The sequence below is a fragment of the Paracoccus binzhouensis genome (assembly GCF_016446475.1).
Classification (GTDB): Bacteria; Pseudomonadota; Alphaproteobacteria; order Rhodobacterales; family Rhodobacteraceae; genus Paracoccus; species Paracoccus binzhouensis.
The window spans coordinates 20,416-37,942 of record NZ_JAEHFP010000005.1; the positions used below are offsets into that span (position 1 = coordinate 20,416).

17 protein-coding genes and 1 pseudogene are annotated in these 17,527 nt (G+C 61.0%); 11 read left to right on the forward strand and 7 right to left on the reverse strand.

What is annotated here, in order from left to right; genetic code table 11:
• Window positions 1-6 precede the first annotated feature (6 nt).
• From I9P22_RS02885 to I9P22_RS02905, 5 genes are read right to left on the reverse strand one after another with little or no spacing between them, the layout of a single operon-like run.
• Entirely contained in the window at window positions 7-837 is an 831-nt protein-coding gene (locus I9P22_RS02885; protein WP_199257891.1) for a hypothetical protein, read from the reverse strand.
• Window positions 837-1,640 (reverse strand): TIGR02391 family protein, encoded by an 804-nt coding sequence (locus tag I9P22_RS02890; RefSeq protein ID WP_199257892.1) that lies wholly within the window; start codon window positions 1,638-1,640, stop codon window positions 837-839. Before I9P22_RS02890 ends, I9P22_RS02885 begins: the two co-directional genes overlap by 1 nt.
• The gene (locus tag I9P22_RS02895) at window positions 1,640-2,770 is read right to left on the reverse strand and encodes a restriction endonuclease subunit S (RefSeq protein WP_199257893.1); all 1,131 of its coding nucleotides are present in this window, start codon (window positions 2,768-2,770) and stop codon (window positions 1,640-1,642) included. The genes I9P22_RS02890 and I9P22_RS02895 overlap by 1 nt, the downstream gene beginning before the upstream one ends.
• Window positions 2,771-2,805: 35 nt before the next feature.
• On the reverse strand, window positions 2,806-4,344 hold the full coding sequence (locus tag I9P22_RS02900) for a type I restriction-modification system subunit M (RefSeq protein ID WP_199257894.1): 1,539 nt from the start codon (window positions 4,342-4,344) through the stop codon (window positions 2,806-2,808).
• A gap of 58 nt (window positions 4,345-4,402) precedes the next feature.
• Window positions 4,403-5,281 carry a WYL domain-containing protein gene (locus tag I9P22_RS02905; protein ID WP_199257895.1) on the reverse strand — a complete coding sequence of 293 codons (879 nt, stop codon included), beginning with the start codon at window positions 5,279-5,281 and terminating at the stop codon, window positions 4,403-4,405.
• 131 nt (window positions 5,282-5,412) lie between these two features.
• Between I9P22_RS02905 and I9P22_RS02910 the strand changes: the two genes are divergently transcribed.
• From I9P22_RS02910 to I9P22_RS02920, 3 genes are read left to right on the forward strand one after another with little or no spacing between them, the layout of a single operon-like run.
• Window positions 5,413-6,576, forward strand: coding sequence for a ComEC/Rec2 family competence protein (locus I9P22_RS02910; protein ID WP_199257896.1), 1,164 nt, complete (start codon window positions 5,413-5,415; stop codon window positions 6,574-6,576).
• Between the two features lie 5 nt (window positions 6,577-6,581).
• Window positions 6,582-8,873 carry a Mov34/MPN/PAD-1 family protein gene (locus I9P22_RS02915; RefSeq protein ID WP_199257897.1) on the forward strand — a complete coding sequence of 764 codons (2,292 nt, stop codon included), beginning with the start codon at window positions 6,582-6,584 and terminating at the stop codon, window positions 8,871-8,873.
• A complete protein-coding gene (locus I9P22_RS02920) occupies window positions 8,874-9,632 on the forward strand; it encodes a hypothetical protein (protein WP_199257898.1) in 759 nt (252 codons plus the stop codon).
• Window positions 9,633-9,816: 184 nt separating this feature from the next.
• Here I9P22_RS02920 and I9P22_RS02925 read toward each other — a convergent pair whose 3' ends face one another.
• Both I9P22_RS02925 and I9P22_RS02930 read right to left on the reverse strand, forming a co-directional pair.
• A complete protein-coding gene (locus I9P22_RS02925) occupies window positions 9,817-10,089 on the reverse strand; it encodes a DNA -binding domain-containing protein (protein ID WP_199257899.1) in 273 nt (90 codons plus the stop codon).
• 139 nt (window positions 10,090-10,228) lie between these two features.
• Window positions 10,229-11,110 (reverse strand): helix-turn-helix domain-containing protein, encoded by an 882-nt coding sequence (locus I9P22_RS02930; protein ID WP_199257900.1) that lies wholly within the window; start codon window positions 11,108-11,110, stop codon window positions 10,229-10,231.
• A gap of 432 nt (window positions 11,111-11,542) precedes the next feature.
• Here I9P22_RS02930 and I9P22_RS25020 point away from each other — a divergent pair.
• The 8 genes and pseudogenes from I9P22_RS25020 to I9P22_RS02965 all read left to right on the forward strand — a co-directional run.
• A pseudogene (locus I9P22_RS25020) lies at window positions 11,543-11,689 on the forward strand (transcriptional regulator domain-containing protein); the annotation flags it as partial.
• Between the two features lie 193 nt (window positions 11,690-11,882).
• Complete coding sequence (locus I9P22_RS02935) at window positions 11,883-12,401, forward strand: DUF2285 domain-containing protein (RefSeq protein ID WP_199257901.1); 519 nt, start codon at window positions 11,883-11,885, stop codon at window positions 12,399-12,401.
• A gap of 64 nt (window positions 12,402-12,465) precedes the next feature.
• A complete protein-coding gene (locus I9P22_RS02940) occupies window positions 12,466-12,987 on the forward strand; it encodes a thermonuclease family protein (protein WP_199257902.1) in 522 nt (173 codons plus the stop codon).
• Window positions 12,984-13,829, forward strand: coding sequence for an adenine nucleotide alpha hydrolase family protein (locus tag I9P22_RS02945; protein ID WP_199257903.1), 846 nt, complete (start codon window positions 12,984-12,986; stop codon window positions 13,827-13,829). Before I9P22_RS02940 ends, I9P22_RS02945 begins: the two co-directional genes overlap by 4 nt.
• Window positions 13,830-13,947: 118 nt before the next feature.
• Entirely contained in the window at window positions 13,948-14,334 is a 387-nt protein-coding gene (locus tag I9P22_RS02950) for a hypothetical protein (protein ID WP_199257904.1), read from the forward strand.
• A gap of 82 nt (window positions 14,335-14,416) precedes the next feature.
• Window positions 14,417-16,504 carry a ParB/RepB/Spo0J family partition protein gene (locus I9P22_RS02955; protein WP_199257905.1) on the forward strand — a complete coding sequence of 696 codons (2,088 nt, stop codon included), beginning with the start codon at window positions 14,417-14,419 and terminating at the stop codon, window positions 16,502-16,504.
• A gap of 32 nt (window positions 16,505-16,536) precedes the next feature.
• Window positions 16,537-17,241 carry a DUF7007 domain-containing protein gene (locus tag I9P22_RS02960; RefSeq protein ID WP_199257906.1) on the forward strand — a complete coding sequence of 235 codons (705 nt, stop codon included), beginning with the start codon at window positions 16,537-16,539 and terminating at the stop codon, window positions 17,239-17,241.
• Complete coding sequence (locus I9P22_RS02965) at window positions 17,238-17,450, forward strand: DUF6117 family protein (protein ID WP_199257907.1); 213 nt, start codon at window positions 17,238-17,240, stop codon at window positions 17,448-17,450. Before I9P22_RS02960 ends, I9P22_RS02965 begins: the two co-directional genes overlap by 4 nt.
• The last annotated feature ends 77 nt before the right edge of the window (window positions 17,451-17,527 follow it).

The following is a 17,527-nucleotide window of genomic DNA, read 5'->3' on the forward strand; positions in this document are numbered from 1 at the left end:
CCCCCCTTACGCGCCCCGATAGATGCTTTCTGAATTAAGAAGATCGGTTAGATATGGCGTGAATCCGGCAAGCAATACAGTAACGCTTACAAGATCACGCATTTCTATTTCCCGAATACGATTGTTTGCATTTCCGCCATGCCGAATACCAGGATAATCAGATGCAAAGCGATACATCTCCTTCATCGCATCCTTGACCTTGTTGTGAGGCCATGTACCAACTTGGTCACAAATCTGGCCAAGCGTATTGGCATTGACACCTGGACAGCGCTGACCAATGGCCTCCAGCAAGTTCACCTGTTTCTGGATGCAGGTTTTTATGCGCCCCGGAGATCGATCAGCACGAAGGTCGCGGACAGCTTCTTCAAACTCGACCATCAGCGGATGGAGATCGGCATCGCGGGACGTCGCTTCCTTCAAGTCGCGGATCAACCGAGCGAACACGCCGGTCAGCGTCGGATTGAGACTGAAGGGGCGGCGCAGGTCGTAGCGCAGGCTGTATTTTTCGAGAAAGGCCTCGATCAGCAGGAAGTAGCGGTTGGCAAGCGGATCACCACCAAGGTCGGCAGCGATGCCATGCGCGCGCTCCATGAAATCCAGGAGCGCAAGCTCGCCCCGGAAGGCGGTGGCCTTCGTCTTGCGAAACGCTGAACGAGCTTGGTCGGGTTGATCAACAATATCAGCAAGCGTTGTCACGTCGGGGGCGGTCTCGAATGCCCCAACGAGTTCCCGGTAAAGTTCGCAGAACAGGTCTTCCGGCGCGTCGGGATGCTTGGCCAGTTTCGACCAGATTTCACGCCATGTTTCCGACCAGACCCCGATGATTTCACCCCGCATTATCTCCCCCCGAGTCCGGTCTTCACGCAGTCATCCAGCTTACGATGCAGAAGGGATATCAACGACAGATAGTCGGCAGCATCGCCCTCGCCCTTCCAAAGGAGTTTTGGTTCGTGGGCCAAGGGGTTTCGAACAGCCGCAAAGCATCCCTTCATCAGTGATGCGAAACCCTTGTGTTCTGACCGTTCTGTTTCCGTCTGGAGCGTGTTGAGTGCAAGAACCGGCCGTTCCACAGAGAACACCCTGTCCACCAGTATCACCCCATCTCCATCCGCTCCGGACAATTCCCGAATGCGCTGCGCAAGCCCCTTGGTCGCCTCAAAGACAGCATGGAAATAATTGTCTTGGAGAAGCTCCGGCTTACAGTATTTCACAACCTCACTATGAATTCGACGGCCACGGAACTTCGCTTGAATGGTCTGCGCACGCTGATGTGCCTCATCAATCGTACTCACCGCAGCAGTGCGTCTGAACTTCCCGTCCTTTCCGTACTCCAATCCAGAAAACACAAGGATCGCATTCAACTGCTGCCTTACATTTTCGAACTCATCCGGGCGATCGACATAGGCAGCTGGGTCAAGCAAGGTGCGAACGAAGTCAATCAGCTTGCTGGGCGCTCGGTCATGTATTTGATAGTGGCTGAACGTCCTATAGATTCGACGCCACTTTGTGCTCTCCCCGGACGTATCCGTAAGGCTCAAGCTATTCAGTACCTGCGAAATGGCACCCCCCGTAGCACAATCCCCCAGAAGCCGAGCGATACTTTCAAGCTGGCGATCCGAGAGGAGAGGAAGAGAACTCATCAGGACAGCTCCCGTCGAAACGCGCGCTGCCGTAGAGAAGCAAACAATCCGGCCAACGCCTCATCGCTTCTCCGAAAAATCGATTGTAGTTCTTTCGCCGCGGCCAGCTTGCCAACGAAATCACTCTGAATATCCAGCGGCGGAAGTCGCAATGATAAAGATTTGATGATGCCCATATTCAAGCCCGGCATCACCGCACCTTTCGCTTGAACACCAAGCTGTTTCAATATGTCAGGATGATTCAAGAAAGCCGCTTGAAGGAAACCCGGCAGCGCTTTACTTCGATCTAGCGTAATGCAGCACAGATGTTTCGTGTTGATTGCGGTGGGAATGTCCTCTGGCACGACGGCACAGCGGCCGCAGGTGCCCATAATGGTGATCAATACGTCGCCTGGGCGGACGGTAAACCTTCTTAGCTTCTGATACTTCTCCGGAGTGATAAACCGCCGCCGATCCCATGCAAACTCGTTTGTCACGGCATTGTCGATTCCCAATACCGCCACCCCGTCATCAACAAACTCGGAATGCAGCAACTGACTGCCAAATGGACCAGTGCGAATGTCCGTGGCTATGTCATCTACACTTACCATTGGCCATGTAGATCTTTCCCCCAGTACAAAAGCTTCATAAAATAGCGACACGGATAGATTGTCTAACAGCTCAGTGGCCCTATTACGGGCACGGCGTAAGGCATCGGCTTGGTCGAGGATCGCCGCAATCCGCCGCTGCTCGTCGAGCGGGGGGAGCGGGATTTCGAACTCAGCCAGAGCCTTGGGGCTCAGGCGCGGAAGATTTGCACCTTCGGAGCGCGAGGTCGCATAATCAACCATCGATGGTTGACGCAGGAAGTGCGTCAGATAAGACCGATCCAATCTTGCGCCCGGCATGATGGGAAGAATGTCAGTGCTGCAAACACCACTGAAGTCCGGGGTTGCAATCTTGGCGAGGTAAGGCCGAAGCTTGCCATACAAGACGTGTTTCGGCGTAAAGCGGAACTTGGAACTGGCGAGATCGCCATTCGCGACGGGCTTGATATCGAGCAGTCGGCCGCCGGATTCTATGTGCTCCAAACCTACATAGAGTGTGCCGTCGGCGATGTCGGAGGGCGCTACACCTGTGCGATCGATCATAGCGACTTCGTGGAGGTATACTGTTGGCCACGCCGTCATCCCAACATCCCCTCCAGTTTGTCCATGCCTTCAGAAATCGCTGCCTCGATGGTACGTAGCTCGGCGATGATCTTGGCGGGAGGATCGCACTCCACCTGTGTATGCTCTACTTCCTTGTAGCGATTGAGAGAAAGGTCGTATCCCGCCGCTGCGATATCGACCTTGGAGACGCAGAAGCTCTGGGCTGTGCGAGCGTTGCTGCGCTCATTGTCGCCGCGCTCTTCCCAGCGCATCAGCAGGTCGGGCAGATTATTTTTTTCGTGCTCCTCATCCGTCAACGGCTCGCCGGGTACCGGGCCGAGCTTCTCATCGGGCAACAATGTCGTCCGCTTATCGTCCAGCGAATAGCCGTCGGCCTGAATGTCATAGAACCAGACATGATCCGTGCCGCCGACGCCGGTCTTGGTGAAGACCAGGATTGCCGTTGAAACCCCGGCATAGGGGCGAAACACGCCGGAGGGCAGTTTTATCACGGCGTCGAGCTTGTGCTCCTCCACCAGCATGCGCCGGATTTCCTTATGTGCTTTGGATGAACCGAACAGCACGCCATCGGGTACGATCACCGCCGCCCGACCGCCGGTCTTGAGGAGACGCAGGAAGAGCGCAATGAACAGCAACTCCGTCTTCTTGGTCTTTACGATCTTCTGCAGGTCCTTGGCGGTCGCTTCGTAGTCGAGCGATCCGGCGAAAGGCGGGTTGGCCAGAACCAGAGAATAGGCGCCTGCATCCTCGGCATGGTCCTCGGCCAGACTGTCGCGATAGGTGACATTCGGATTCTCGACGCCGTGCAGCGTCATGTTCATCGCGCCGATGCGCAGCATTGTGGTGTCGAAATCGAAACCGTGGAACATACTTTCGTGGAAATGCTTCCGCAGCGACGCATCACGCATCAGTTCGGGGTGCTTCTCGCGAAGGTACTCGCCCGCGGCAACTAGGAAGCCACAGGTGCCGGCGGCCGGATCACAGATCACGTCGGTCGGCTTCGGCTCCGTCAACTCGACCATCAGCCGAATAATGTGGCGCGGCGTGCGGAACTGGCCGTTCTGACCGGCGCTCGCGATCTTCGCGAGCATGAACTCATAAACATCGCCCTTGGTGTCCCGATCCTCCATCGGGATTCGGTCAAGTTTCTCGACCACCTTGGCCAGAAGCGCCGGGTTCGAGAAACCAAGGCGCGCATCGCGCATCAGCTTGCCGTAGCTGGATTGGGTGCCGTTCAGCGCGCGCAGGAATGGGAAGACATGTTCATCCACTACTTCCATCATCTCGCGAGGCTCAAAATTCTTGAAGCGCGACCAGCGAAGATCGTCGTAGGAGCGTCCCTTTTCGTCTCTTCCATCGGGGAAGATGCGGCGCTCCATCGGAATCTTGAGCGTCTGGCTCTTGCGCTCTTCGAGGGTATGGAGATCGTCGAGCCGTTTAATGAACAGCAGGTAGGTAATCTGCTCGATTACAGAGAGTGGATTGGCAACGCCGCCAGCCCAGAAGTCATTCCAGATACTATCGACCTGATTTCGGATTGCGCCGGTCAGCATCGTTTTCCCTCTTTCACAATTTTTCCATCCCCGCCATTCGTGCCGACGAATTCCGTCGTCATCTCATGGCCTCGGCCAGGGCCGCGTCGAATTCGGCGCGATTGGTGACAACAACGGGCGTCTCGTGCGGATCGTCGAGAATGTCCGCTACATCCAGACGCAATCGCTTTCGGAAGTAATACAGCAGTGCTCGCCGCACAGGGATCGCCACACTGTCATCGCGCATGCCGTAGTCTTGCGCGATGACCCTGCGTTGATTCTCACCGATGTTCGGATTGGGCGAAAGTGTCACTTCAAAAAACTCATTCCAGTGCTTGTCATCTTCCGGTCTTGCACCGGGTTGATCAGCGGCGCGTGCCTCAAGGCATCTGGAGATCAGGAAATCCTTGAACTTACGATCTATGTGACAGAAGGCTCTGACGTGCCAACGGAATCCGTCGCTGCCGAAGGCATGAGGCGTGATGCGACGCCAGATGGGTGCGGGCCGGAGCTCGTTCATTGACTGGTACAGGACCTCCACCGAGGTCGCGTCTCTCACGGCAGCTAGGATCATGCGCAAGACCGGCACGTCCACACGGCGATGCGGCACCGGCATGGTGTCAACGCTCGGCAGTCTGGCAAGCCAAGTCCGCTCCCCGTGCAGGATCGGGTCAACCGCGAAGGTCAACTGAGCGAGGTACCGATCTGCGTCGGGCTTCAGGAAGCGGGGTTTGAACGAATCGGTGGCGAAGTATCGCTTCTGGCTGCGGTCATATCGCACGTTTTCGGGCGCCAATTCCTGATACTGGGTGAGGTCCTTTGATGCCTGGGGCACTGACACGCCGAAGAAGCCCGTGATGTCGGCCCGATTTATACCTCCCTCCCAGAACAGCCTGAATTCAATGAATTCAAGCCTTTGCTCCACTCCCCATCGCAGTTCTGGGTCGCCAACTGACATGTGTGCTCCGATCAGTATAGTAACGCTATTGACAGCGAAACGCTGCCGATATAGTTTTTATGTTAATTTGGCTGACGATTCAAGGGCCGACTCACGGTCTCGGCGTCGGCACACCTTGTTAGGAGGCCGCAATGGCATCGAAGATCACCCTGTTCCCGGTCGGTAACGGCGACATGACGCTCATCGAGACCGACTCCGGCCGCAAGATACTGATTGATCTCAACATTCGGGCTGCCGCCGATGACTCTGACGACGATACGCCGGACGTCGCTAGCATGCTCAGGGAGCGTCTCGAACGGGACGCTGATGGCAGGCTGTATTTGGACGCGCTGCTTCTCAGCCATCCCGACAAGGATCACTGTACTGGCCTGCGGAAGCATTTCCACCTCGGCCCGCCCGATGAATGGTCGAAGAAGGACGATAAGATCTTCATCCGCGAGATGTGGTCGTCGCCGATGGTGTTCCGCCGCGCGTCGCGCAATAACGTGCTGTGCGACGATGCGAAAGCGTTCAACACCGAGGCCCGGCGCCGCGTTCAGAAGTTCCGTGACGTTGGCGGCATTGTCGGCGACGGTGATCGCATCCTCATCCTTGGAGAGGACGAAAACGGCAAGACCGACGACCTGACGGCGATTCTCGTGCGCGGGGACGAAACCTTCTCGCGCATCAACGGCCAGTACGACTGGTCGATGACGGCACGGCTTCTGGCGCCGCTTCCCAAGACCGATGACGACGAGGAAGAAGAGGCGCTGTCCAAGAACCAGTCCAGCACGATCCTCCAGTTTTCTTTGGCTGGCGATCAGGTCGGGGACAGGTGCCGGTTCCTGACTGGCGGGGATGCGGAAGTCGCCATTTGGGAACGGCTCTGGCAGCGGCACTCCTGGCGGTCGGACTGGCTGTCCTACGACATCCTGCAGACGCCTCACCATTGCTCGTGGCACAGCCTGTCGCATGACAGTTGGAGTGAGATGGGCGAGGACGCGGAGGTCTGTGAGGACGCGCGAAATGCGCTGTCTCAGGCCCGCGACGGTGCGACGATCGTCGCCAGCAGCAAGCCCATCAAAGACGACGATAGCGACCCGCCTTGCATCCGCGCCAAGCGGGAATACGTGGCCATCGCGGATGGCGTGAATGGCACGTTCAAGTGTGTGGGCGAACACCCTTCGGAGAAATCCCCCGACGTGATGGAGTTCGAGATCGGCAAGGATGGTCCGCGGCTGAAGACGAAGCTCATGAAGGCGGCGACCGTCCTCAGCTCCGGCGTGATCGGCGGACAGCCCCTGGCTCACGGCTGAAACCGATGGCGGACATCCGACTCAGCGACACCATCCTGCGCGCGCTGGCTCTGGTGTCCGCCCATCCCGCCGTTTTCCATGTCGGCACGCCATCTCTCGTGGATGGGGGCGGCACGGTGGTCGTGGATGTGACGTTCGACGTCAACCTGCCGAACAGCTGGCGGCGGGCAGGGGAAAGCCCATCAGGGGTGAAGCTCCAAGAGGTTGTGCGCATAGCCTTTCCGTGTGGATTCCCGCTTGAGGCGCCAGAGGTTTCGCTGCGCCGGGACTTCAACCGCAACCTCCCGCATATGCAGCCATGGTTGACCGATGGACGCCCCGTGCCCTGCCTCTACGATGGCGACTTGGCTGAGCTGCTCCACCACGAAGGCCTGGCCGGTATCCTCAATCAGACGGCCGTCTGGCTGGAGCGCGCGGCGCTGGGTACGCTCATCGATCCGAAGCAAGGCTGGGAGCCCGTTCGGCGCGATAGCTTTGCGGACGATCTCGTCGCCGACGCCGAAGGGCTCCGGCGGCTGGTTGACCGTAAGGGTGGTTACCGCTTCTTTGAGCTGGACTATTTGAGGATGGAGGCCAATGGCTCCAGCGTCATCCACGGTCACATCTCGGGTGTCAGCCCCAAACTGAACACTGACGCCGTCCCGAGGCTATTCGGGGAAACGCCAACGGCGGCAAATACGTTGCGCCGAGGCCGTTCGCTGGGTCTTGTAGTCTGGCCGGGAAAACTGCCGTCGGGCAAGCTGGCCATTAGCGATGTATACCTGCCCGAGACGGTTACTACGGTCGCGGAACTGAAGCAACGTGCGGAGCTATACGGGTGCGCCCGCGAACTCGATACCGCGCTCAATTGGCTGAAGAGATGCTTGTCAGGTTATACCGGCGGGCCATTCCCGCTGGCTGTCGTTCTGTTGGCGCGCCGCCCGTGCAACGTGATCGGCAGTCAAAGTCCAATCGAACTGTGTCCCTATGTCGTGGACATTCGGTCGCCCAATCTATTTGCCGAGGGCGAGGCAACGCCAACACGGCCTGCCGCGCATCGTCACGCCGTGAGCCGTGCCCTTCTGGCTCAGATGGCCGGTGGCGCAGCGACCTCCGAGCGTCCGCCGTGGACCCTGATCGGGGCTGGCAGTTTAGGCTCCAAGCTGGCGCTTCATCTCGCACGGGCCGGAAATGGACCTGAGGTCGTCATCGACAAGTCGTCGATGGCTCCCCACAACGCTGCAAGGCACGCCCTCATTCCCACCACAGGAGACATGCAAATCCTTTGGATGGATGCCAAGGCCAGACTGTTGTGCGATGCGTTGAAAGGCCTCCAACAAGAGGCGGTATCTGTGGTCGCCAACGTGGCAAGCATCCTCAGTTCCAGGGAGCAGGTGCGCCGGGCTTGGTCAAAGCGGTCCTGGGCGGTCGTGAATGCCACGGCATCACTGGTTGTGCGCGACGCACTGGCCTCCAGCAATCTGCTTCCAACTCGCGTGGTCGAGACCTCTTTGTTCGCGGGCGGGCTTATCGGAATCATCACCGCAGAAGGACCAGGACGAAACCCAAACACGGGCGACTTGATGGCAGAAAGCTATGCCCTCCTCCATGAGGACCTGGCGGCGGCAGGTGCCGTTTTCGGAGACAATGCCGCGGCGTCGCGGCAAACGTTAGGCCAGGGCTGCGGCTCCATGACAATGGCAATGTCCGATGGGCGGCTTTCGCTTTTCGCGGCTGGCATGTCCGAGTATTTACTGCGGCGACAGCGCGAGGGGCTACCGGAGAATGGTGGCGAGGTCCTCATAGGACGGCTCTCCGACGACGGGCTCGGTCTCGTGTGGCATGTTCATCTCGTTTCACCCGTTGCCGAAGTCAGCACGACCAATGGAGAAGCATGGCGCGTTCACGTCCATCCGCGTGCACTGGCGAAGATCCAGGAAGAGACAGCGCGTTGGCCGACGTCGGAAACCGGGGGCGTACTCGTCGGCCGGGTTTCAGAAGCGTCCCACACGTTCCACGTCGTTGACGTCCTGGACGCGCCTGAAGATAGCCATCGCTCGCCGAACGAGTTTGTGCTCGGAACGAAGGGTCTGCGCCAGAAGCTGACATCGTACTCCGAAGGGGTGGGTTGGTCACTCTTTTGCCTTGGAACCTGGCACAGTCATCTTTCAGCGAGTGGCCCATCTCTGACAGATCGTGCGACCGCAACAGCTGTCTCAATCGCACGTCTGACGCCGGCCGTTCTTCTCATCCACACACCGACCGGATTCCATGCGCTTCTCGCCGATTCTGCGGGCGTGGCCAAGGGAGGCGCATGAATGTTCAACCTCGAAACGCTCATCAGCGATCCCTACAACCGTAAAGCCCGGCTTCAACCTGCGCTCCTCACGCTGTTACCCATATTGGTTGCATCGGTGTTGCTGGTCCCGGAAATTCAGTCGTCTTGGGGTGCTGCTGTCGGCGTGGTGGTGTATTGCGGCGGTGCGATGTGGCTGACTCAGCTTGGCAGAGATCGTGGCAAAGCGCTTGAGCCGATGCTTTTCAAAGCGTGGGACGGTAAGCCTTCCGTCGCGATGCTGCGACATCGTGACTCCTACCTCTCGAAGGCGACCAGAGAGCGGTATCGTGCGTTCCTCGAACGTCGAGTTCCGGACCTGAAGCTCGCGTCGCCGGAGGAGGAGGAGAGTTCACCGACCAACGCCGATGATGGGTATGAGAGTGCTACTGCTTGGCTGCTCGCTCAAACCAGGGATCGCGAGCGCTTTCGCCTGATCTTCGAGGAAAACATCAATTACGGGTTCCGCCGGAATATCTGGGCACTCAAGCCTCTGGCGCTTGTTGTAGATGGACTACTCATTACGGTCGTACTGACGACGGTCGTGATCTTTTCAACGGAAAGCGTCACCTCAACTTTGCAGGTGATCGACAAGCCGACTTGGGCCGCTGCTTTGTTTACTCTGGCCCACATGTTGGTCTTCGCAGTCATGGTGCGTCGCGACTGGGTGCGCGCGACAGCGAACGCCTACTCACAGCAACTCTTAGCCGCATGTGACATCCTTGATAGTAGCGATCGCTGACCGACTTATTTCTCGGCCAGCAGTATTCGCTGTATCGTTCCAGGCTGGACTGCATAGATGAGAGCTGCTTCAGCCGTCGAAAGCGCGTTGGCTTTAATCTCTTCCATACCATCAACGACGCGACCAATACTCTCCGCAAATCCGGACAGTTAGTCTGAAGCCAACGGCCATTTGCTGAGTTGTATTATCCGTCCCGCGCCGCATCGAGCAGATGCCGGTAGCCGTGCTCGGTCATCCAACGGGCGCGCTTCAGATGCGTCTCCCAGCAGCGGCGAGCGCGGTGAGGCTCCGCGTCCGGATCGCGATGCAGGACGATGCCGGCGACCTCGCGCCAGTCGGCGCCTTCAGCCTCAGCGTCGAGCAGGCGCAGATAGGTGATGAAATGGTCCTCATCATAGGACGTGGTTTTGTCCGCCCACGGCACCTCGTCGGCGATCTCGGGATCGAGTTTGGCCATGTGCCCGTCCTCCAAACCTTGCACATCCATGGCATCCGTTCGGGCTGCCTCCGGGCTTCGGGTGCGAGGCGCTGCTCGATCCATCATAATACGGAATGGCGCCGGAGGCCTGCGGGCATATGTCGATCAATGTCTCCGGTCAGGCGCAATTCTTGCGGAACAGAGAAGGCGTCGTCCCCGTCATCTTGCGGAACACGTCCGTGAAATGGCTGTGGCTGGAAAAGCGGAGAGCGAGCGCGATGTCCGTGATCGACGCGCGGTCCGACAGCAGCATCTCCTTCGCCTTCTGAATCCGCCGCTCGGTGATGTAGCGGCAGGGCGGCTTTCCAAACGTCGCCTTGAACGCCTTGCCGAAATGGTGTGGGCTGAGTCCCGCTTCCGCGGCGAGCGCTGCGAGCCCGATATCTTCGTCCAGATGCGCCTCGATGAAGTCGATGATCCGCCTTCGGCGCGAGGCGCCGAGACCGCCCCTGATCGATGGCGGCGGCCTACCGTTTTCGCCATAGGTCTCGAACAAGCGCAGAGCGAGCGAGGTGCCGACGAGGTCCAGGCAGAGCCCGCCGCAGCGGCTATCGTCGATCAAGCTGCGCCTGAGGCAGGCTATCAGCTCCTCGACCGCCGGGTCGCGGAGCGCCGCTCTACCTCTGATCTCGGGCACGCGCCCGTCGAAGGCGTTGCCGATTGTGCGTTCGATGAAGCTATTTTCCATGGCAATGACGAAGGACTGCTTGTCGGCCGTCCAGCCGACATGAGTGGCCCGATCGGCCGGGCTCAGATGAAAGTGTCCTGCAGCAACAGGGTATTTCTCGGTGCGGCGGCTTTCAGGCAAACGGCAGATGAGATCCAGCGGTTCGCTTTCATGCATGAAAAGGGCGAACTGTGCCGTGACGATCTGTGTCCCGGGATTGATCGGGATATCGCATCGGCTAACGACAATGCCGTTGCGGGCGATGCGCCGCGTGACGGACAGTACCGGGGACGCAATTTCCGACGTGAAATCGACCAGAGTGGTTTCGGCCATGACGCAATCTCCATCGCCTGAAAATTGATATCTCGGCCGATAGCAGGTTGCCGGCCTTTAACAAGTTCCATTCCCGGTAGAGTGTGTGTTTCAAAATAGATGATCCTGTGACAACTTTGTGATGAGGGCGGCGCAACTGTGGCAATCTCCAGTTTCGGTTTCTCTGCCCGAATTCATTTGTACTTTAATAAAATTCTGTAGTTTGCAGGTCTGGCGTTGCGAATATTGTAACGATTTCCTGAAAGACGCCGCGAAAACACGGAAGCCAACCCGTGTCTCAACTATCGATAGTAATCGATGTCGTCGGCGCCCTCCCGCCAGTGACATCGACCTGGCAGGAGGCGGCTTGTCCCAGGTGCTGAGCGACAGATCGTCAAATGGCCGCGCCGCGTCCGCTACGGCCGGGTGGCCTCATGGGAGGAGACAAGCCCCATGTCCAAGGAGAAGACCGTCCCCGGCATAAGTCCGCGCGCCGACTGGCGCGATCCCGAAAGTTACAAACCCCTCATCGACCTGGACCGGGCCGGTTGGGCCTGGGAGTGGCTCAAGCGCAATCCCGACTTCGCCACGGCTGCCGGTGGGCTGCCACAGGTGTCGCCTCCACTCCGTCCGTCCGCCACCGAGCCCCGGCTGAAGGCCGCTCAGCCCCGAATCCTCCGTATCCAGAATCCGGGGCCGTTCGAACACTGGGGCGTCTTCTTTCACCACTGGCGTTGCCCTACCGGCTACGGACGTCTTTTGGCTGCCCGATCTCAATCCATCGGTGCTCGTCGTGGAAGCGCAGCCCATTGCACCCGGCCACACCGACGCCTTCGACATCCGATGCTTTGCGTCACTGGCGACTGTGTTGTGCTGCGGCGGATCCGAGCACGTGCTTTTCAGCGATGGCTTTCGCCATCTCCAACTGATGGTGACGGCAGGCAGTGTTCTCGATGGCCCGGTGTGCTTCCGCTACCTGCTGTCGGGTCTCCGGCACACGGAGGCGAAGGTTCCGGCGCTGCAACGGCTGTGCGGGCTTTGCCGCCTCGGCCGTCTGCCGCGCGGCCTCTTTCCGCCGGAGCGCCGGGCCAAGCGCTGGGCGATGATGCTGCGCGCCTGGGACGGAGAAATGGCGGGCGCAAGCCGGCGGCAGGTGGCGGCGGCGATCTTCGGGGAGACGGCGGCGCACGAGCTCTGGGAGTCCGGTTACCGCTCCCGCATGCAGCGGCTTGTCCGCGAGGCCGAGGAGATGATCAGCGGCGGCTACCTGAGACTTCTGGGGCGGGCGGCAGAGGGAAAGGGAGGCTTCTGACGGATGAAGGGCTGAAGCCGGCAAGAGAGAGCCGGCCCGCCCGCAACCCGTGAGGAGACCTCCCATGTTCCAGTTCGTCCGCCTGTCCGCCGTCATCGGCATTGTATTTTTCGCCTGTCTGTCCTTCTGGCCCGCGCTCGACGAGGAGCATTCCGGCCCGGCCAATGTGATCGACGCCGATACAATCGAAGTGGGCGGCGAGAAGCATCGCCTCTACGGCGTCGATGCCGTGGAGATCGACCAGCGCTGCCGCCGTCGCGACAGCGCGGAATGGCCTTGCGGCAGAGAGGCCGCCGCCGCGCTCGCCAAATTTCTCAAAGGCCGGAAGGTCAATTGCGAGGTCTGGCAGGGAACGACGCGCGATGCCCATGGCCGCTTCGTATCTGTTTGCTATGCCGGTGGCGACGACATCAGTAGCTGGGTGGCGAAGAACGGCTGGGCCGTCGCCAATCGCGACGCCAATCGCCTCTACAACTACACAAGCGACGAGGGCACGGCCCGGTTTCTGCGCCGCGGCATCTGGGACGGAACCTTCGATCCGCCCGCCGAATGGCGGCGCCGGCAGCAGGCGGGAGGGCAGCCATGAACGCGCTGTTTCCTCCGCCGGTCGATACCGCCACCATCAGGCTGCGCGCGCTTTCGCTCGGCGCCGGCGTCCAGTCCACCACCCTCGCACTGATGGCCGCCCACGGTGAGATCGGCCCGATGCCCGACTGCGCCATCTTCGCCGACACCGGCTGGGAGCCGAAGGCCGTCTATGAGCATCTCGCTTGGCTGCGGTCGCCGAATGTCCTGCCGTTCCCGGTGCATATCGTGACCGCCGGCAACATCCGCGACGGGCTGGTCCGCGGCGCGCAGGGCGAGCGCTGGGCTTCGATCCCCGCATTCACCAAATCCGCATCGGGCAAGGTCGGCATGATCCGCCGGCAGTGCACCAAGGAGCTGAAGATCGTGCCGATCCGCCGCAAGGTGCGTGAGCTGGTCGGGCTCGCGGGCAAGCGCTCGCCGGACTGCCCCGTCGTGGAACAGTGGATCGGTATCTCCCTGGACGAGATCGTGCGTATGAAAATGTCCTTTGAACCCTGGCAGGTAAACCGCTGGCCGCTCATCGAACTGGGCATGACGCGCCGCGACTGCCTGCGCTGGCTGGAACGGCACGGCTATCCCATGCCGCCCAAGAGCGCCTGCATCGGATGTCCGTATCATTCCGACGTCATGTGGCGGCAGATGCGCGACGAGGATTCGGACGGCTTCGCCGATGCTGTCGCCATCGACCGGCTGATCCGCACCGGCTTCCGCAATCTGCGCGGCGAGGTGTATCTCCATCGCTCCTGCGTGCCGCTCGACGAGGTCGATCTCGATACGCCGGCGGACAAGGGACAGCTCGACCTCTTCGCCGACGAATGCGACGGCATGTGCGGCGTGTGACCTGTTCTGCCTGATCGCCGAAACGGCCGCTCTCGACAAGTTCGAGAGCGGCCGTTTTGCCCGTGACGGGTTTTCAGGTCCGGAACGGTTCCGGGCCGCCCGTCGCGGGAGAACATCGATGCGCGATCGCGATTACAGTGCCGACATCGCCAAGGCCCTCGCCACGCCGGGCGGCCATCTGAAGCTCGGCCGCGGAGGGTTCAGTCTGCACTACCTGAATGAGTATGGCGGCCAGAGCAGTCTGTCCGGCTACGATTGCGACACCGTGAAACTGCAGGCCATCGCCGCCGGACTTCCGGTGATCGACAGCCGCTGCGTCGACTTCGACAAGGTGGCCAGGCTCGCCATATCCGGGCCGATGATCTGCGTGGGCGGTGCGCCCGACCCTGAGCCATGGGGCGCGTTCTCTTATGCGCCGCTGATCGAGGTGGCGCGGGCATACGCCGCGGCCGGGGCTGAGGTCTACAACCTCGACCTGGAGGAAGCGGCGGGGGCGGCGGCCTGAGAGGGAGAGGGAAGTGGGTATCTTCGTGACGAGCTTGTCAGGCGAAAGAGAGGCTTTCTCCGGCTCGTCACGGAGAACCGACATGGCAACGCCTAAGAAAATCTCCCTCTCCCAGTCCCGGGATATTCCGTTCGACAAACTGGTGCTGTCGAGCCGCAACGTCCGGCGGGTGCGGGCCGGCGTATCGATCGAGGAACTGGCCGAGGACATCGCCCGGCGCACGCTGTTGCAGTCCCTGAGCGTGCGGGCGGTGATCGGCGAAGGCGGTCAGCCCACCGACAGATACGAGGTGCAGGCCGGCGGACGGCGCTACCGGGCGCTGGAGCTGCTGGTCAAGCAGAAGCGGCTGGCGAGGAATGCCCCAATCCCCTGCATCGTGCGCGACGACGGCATTCTGGAAGAGGATTCGCTGGCAGAAAACTGCCAGCGCGTATCGCTCCACCCGTTGGATCAATTCCGCGCCTTCCAGTCGCTCAAGGAGCAGGGGCTCGGCGAGGAAGAGATCGCCGCCCGCTTCTTCGTGACGCCGCAGATCGTCAAGCAGCGACTGAAGCTCGCTAGCGTGTCGCCCGGGCTGTTGGAAGTCTATGCCGATGACGGCATATCGCTGGAGCAACTGATGGCCTTCACGATTTCCGACGATCCTGCCCGGCAAGAACAGGTCTGGGATACCGTGCGGCGCGGCTACAACAAGGAGCCCTATTACATCCGCAAGCTGCTGACCGAGAACACCGTCCGCGCCACCGACAAGCGTGCCCGCTTCGTCGGGCTCGCGGCCTATGAGGAAGCCGGCGGCATCGTGCTGCGCGACCTGTTCTCGCAGAATGACGAAGGCTGGCTCCAGGATGTGGCGTTGCTGGAGCAGCTTGTCACCGAGAAGCTCGCGGCCGAGGCCGAGGCGATCAAGGCCGAAGGCTGGAAGTGGATCGAGGTCGCTCCGGACTTCCCCTATGGCCACACCGCCGGCCTGCGCCGCGTCATGGGCGAAATGGAGCCGCTGTCCAATGAGGAGCACTCCCGCCGCGAAGCCCTGCGGTCGGAGCTCGAGGAGATCGAGCAGCGCTATTTCCAAGAAAGCGACGAGGATCTGCCTGAAGAGATCGACCGGCGCCTCGCCGAGATCGAGGCGGCACTCGACGCCTTCGAGGAGCGGCCGGTCCGCTACGACCCCGAAGAGGTGGCGCGCGGCGGCTCCTTCGTCTCCATCGACGGCGACGGCCGGCTGAAGGTCGAGCGCGGCTATGTCCGACCCGAGGACGAAGCCCCGATCGCGGACGACGGGGGTGATGCTGGCGAAACAAGAGGCGATATCGATGCAGCATCGCCAAGTTCCGTCGAAGGCGCGCATTTCGCATCCAGTCAGAAGCCGACGAACACGAGTTCCTCCGACGCCGACGCGGATGGTGAGGAAGACGGCCTGAAGCCGCTGTCCGAGCGCCTGGTCATGGAACTGACAGCGCACCGGACGCTCGCCCTGCGCGATGCATTGGCGGGCGATCCGGACATCGCCTTCCTCGCCGCGCTGCATGCCCTCGTTCTTCAGACCTTCTGGCGTTATCCGACGGCGAGTTGCCTGGAGATTCGCGCCGAAAGCCCGACGCCGACCGTTCAGGGGCCGGGGCTGAAGGAAAGCCAGTCGGCGAAGGCCATCGATGAGCGGCACGCGAATTGGGAGAAGCAGCTTCCCGACGAGCCGGACCTGCTCTGGGAGTTCCTCTGCGATTTCGACCACGACAGCCGCATGGCGCTCTTCGCCCATTGCGTCTCGCTCACCGTCAACGCGGTGCATGAGCCGTGGAATCGGACACAGGGACGCCGGCATCATGCTGACCAGCTCGCCTGCGCGGTTTCGCTCGACATGACCGCGGCCGGGTGGAAGCCGACGGTGGAGAACTACCTCAATCGCGTGCCGAAGGCCCGCATCCTCGAGGCGGTCACCGAGGCAAAGGGCGTCGGCATGGCGGAGCTCATCGAAGGGCTGAAGAAGTCCGACATGGCCGAACAGGCCGAGCGGCTTCTCACCGATACCGGCTGGCTGCCCGAGCCGCTGCGTACGCCCGGCGTCGAGACAGCTTCGGTTGCCGGTGAAGGCGCTGAGGCCGAACCGGACGATCAGGCCCAGGGAGGGCCGGCTGCCGATCTGCCGGAGTTCCTCACCGCCGCCGAGTGATCGCTCCGGCTGTTCCCGTCAATCCCATCCACATGAAGCCCGGCCCCGCGCGGCGTCAGCCCGCGCAAGTCGAAAGACTGGCCGGGCTTCGCTTTTTCTGGAGACGTCACGTGCAACGCGAACGCATGACTTTTCTAAACGAACGCCCCGTCCACACGCCCTGGGGCGTCGCCGACTACGCCCGCGAATACGCCGAGGGCATCGTCTTCTACGGCACGCCGTCCCATGGCGGCTTCAAGCTTTTCGCCGAACGCCTGGCGCAGATGCATCCCGCCTTGCGTGAGCCCGGCGGCTGGTTCGAGGAGGACTGCGCCTGGGCCAAGGTCGCCTTCGCCTTTCGCGAATGCTTCACTGAGGAGCAGCAGGAGGCCGCAATCCAGACACTCAAGGATTGGTGCCCGGATGAATATGAGGCGGTCACCGGCGAAACCCTCGCCCCCGGCGCATCCCACATCAAGGACCAGCGCCTTTTCCACGAATGCCATGCGCAAGACTGGGTGGTGATCAGCGCCATCAGGTCGGACCAGCATCCCGGCACGGTGGAATGCATTGCCACTCTTGGCGGCAAGCGCGGGGAATGGGGCAAGTCTGATCGGGAGAAGCGCCGCTATCCCGTGCCGGATGCCGAATATGACCGGCGCGGCAAATTCGGCTTCGTCATCGATCCCGATCGCCACGCGCTCTGCGACGGCCCCACCGTCGCTGACGCGACCATCGCGCGGAGGGCGGCGTCATGATCCCTGACCACATCCGCGCCAATTTCCAGACCCTCATGCGCGCCGCCGAAAACGACGACCTGGCGCTGATGGAGTGTTCAGACGCCGAATCCGGCGCGCCGCGTTACGTCATATGCGCCGTCGGCCGCAACGGCGGCGAATACCTCTTCACCCCCTTCGGCCATCTGGCAGAGGGGAATCCCTACGAGGCTTACCTCCCGCCAGAGTGAGAGCAGGCCGGGATGAGGGTGGGCCGGGAGCGGGCGAGAGAGAGCCTGCCCCGGCCTTTTCCTGAAACCTCAATCCC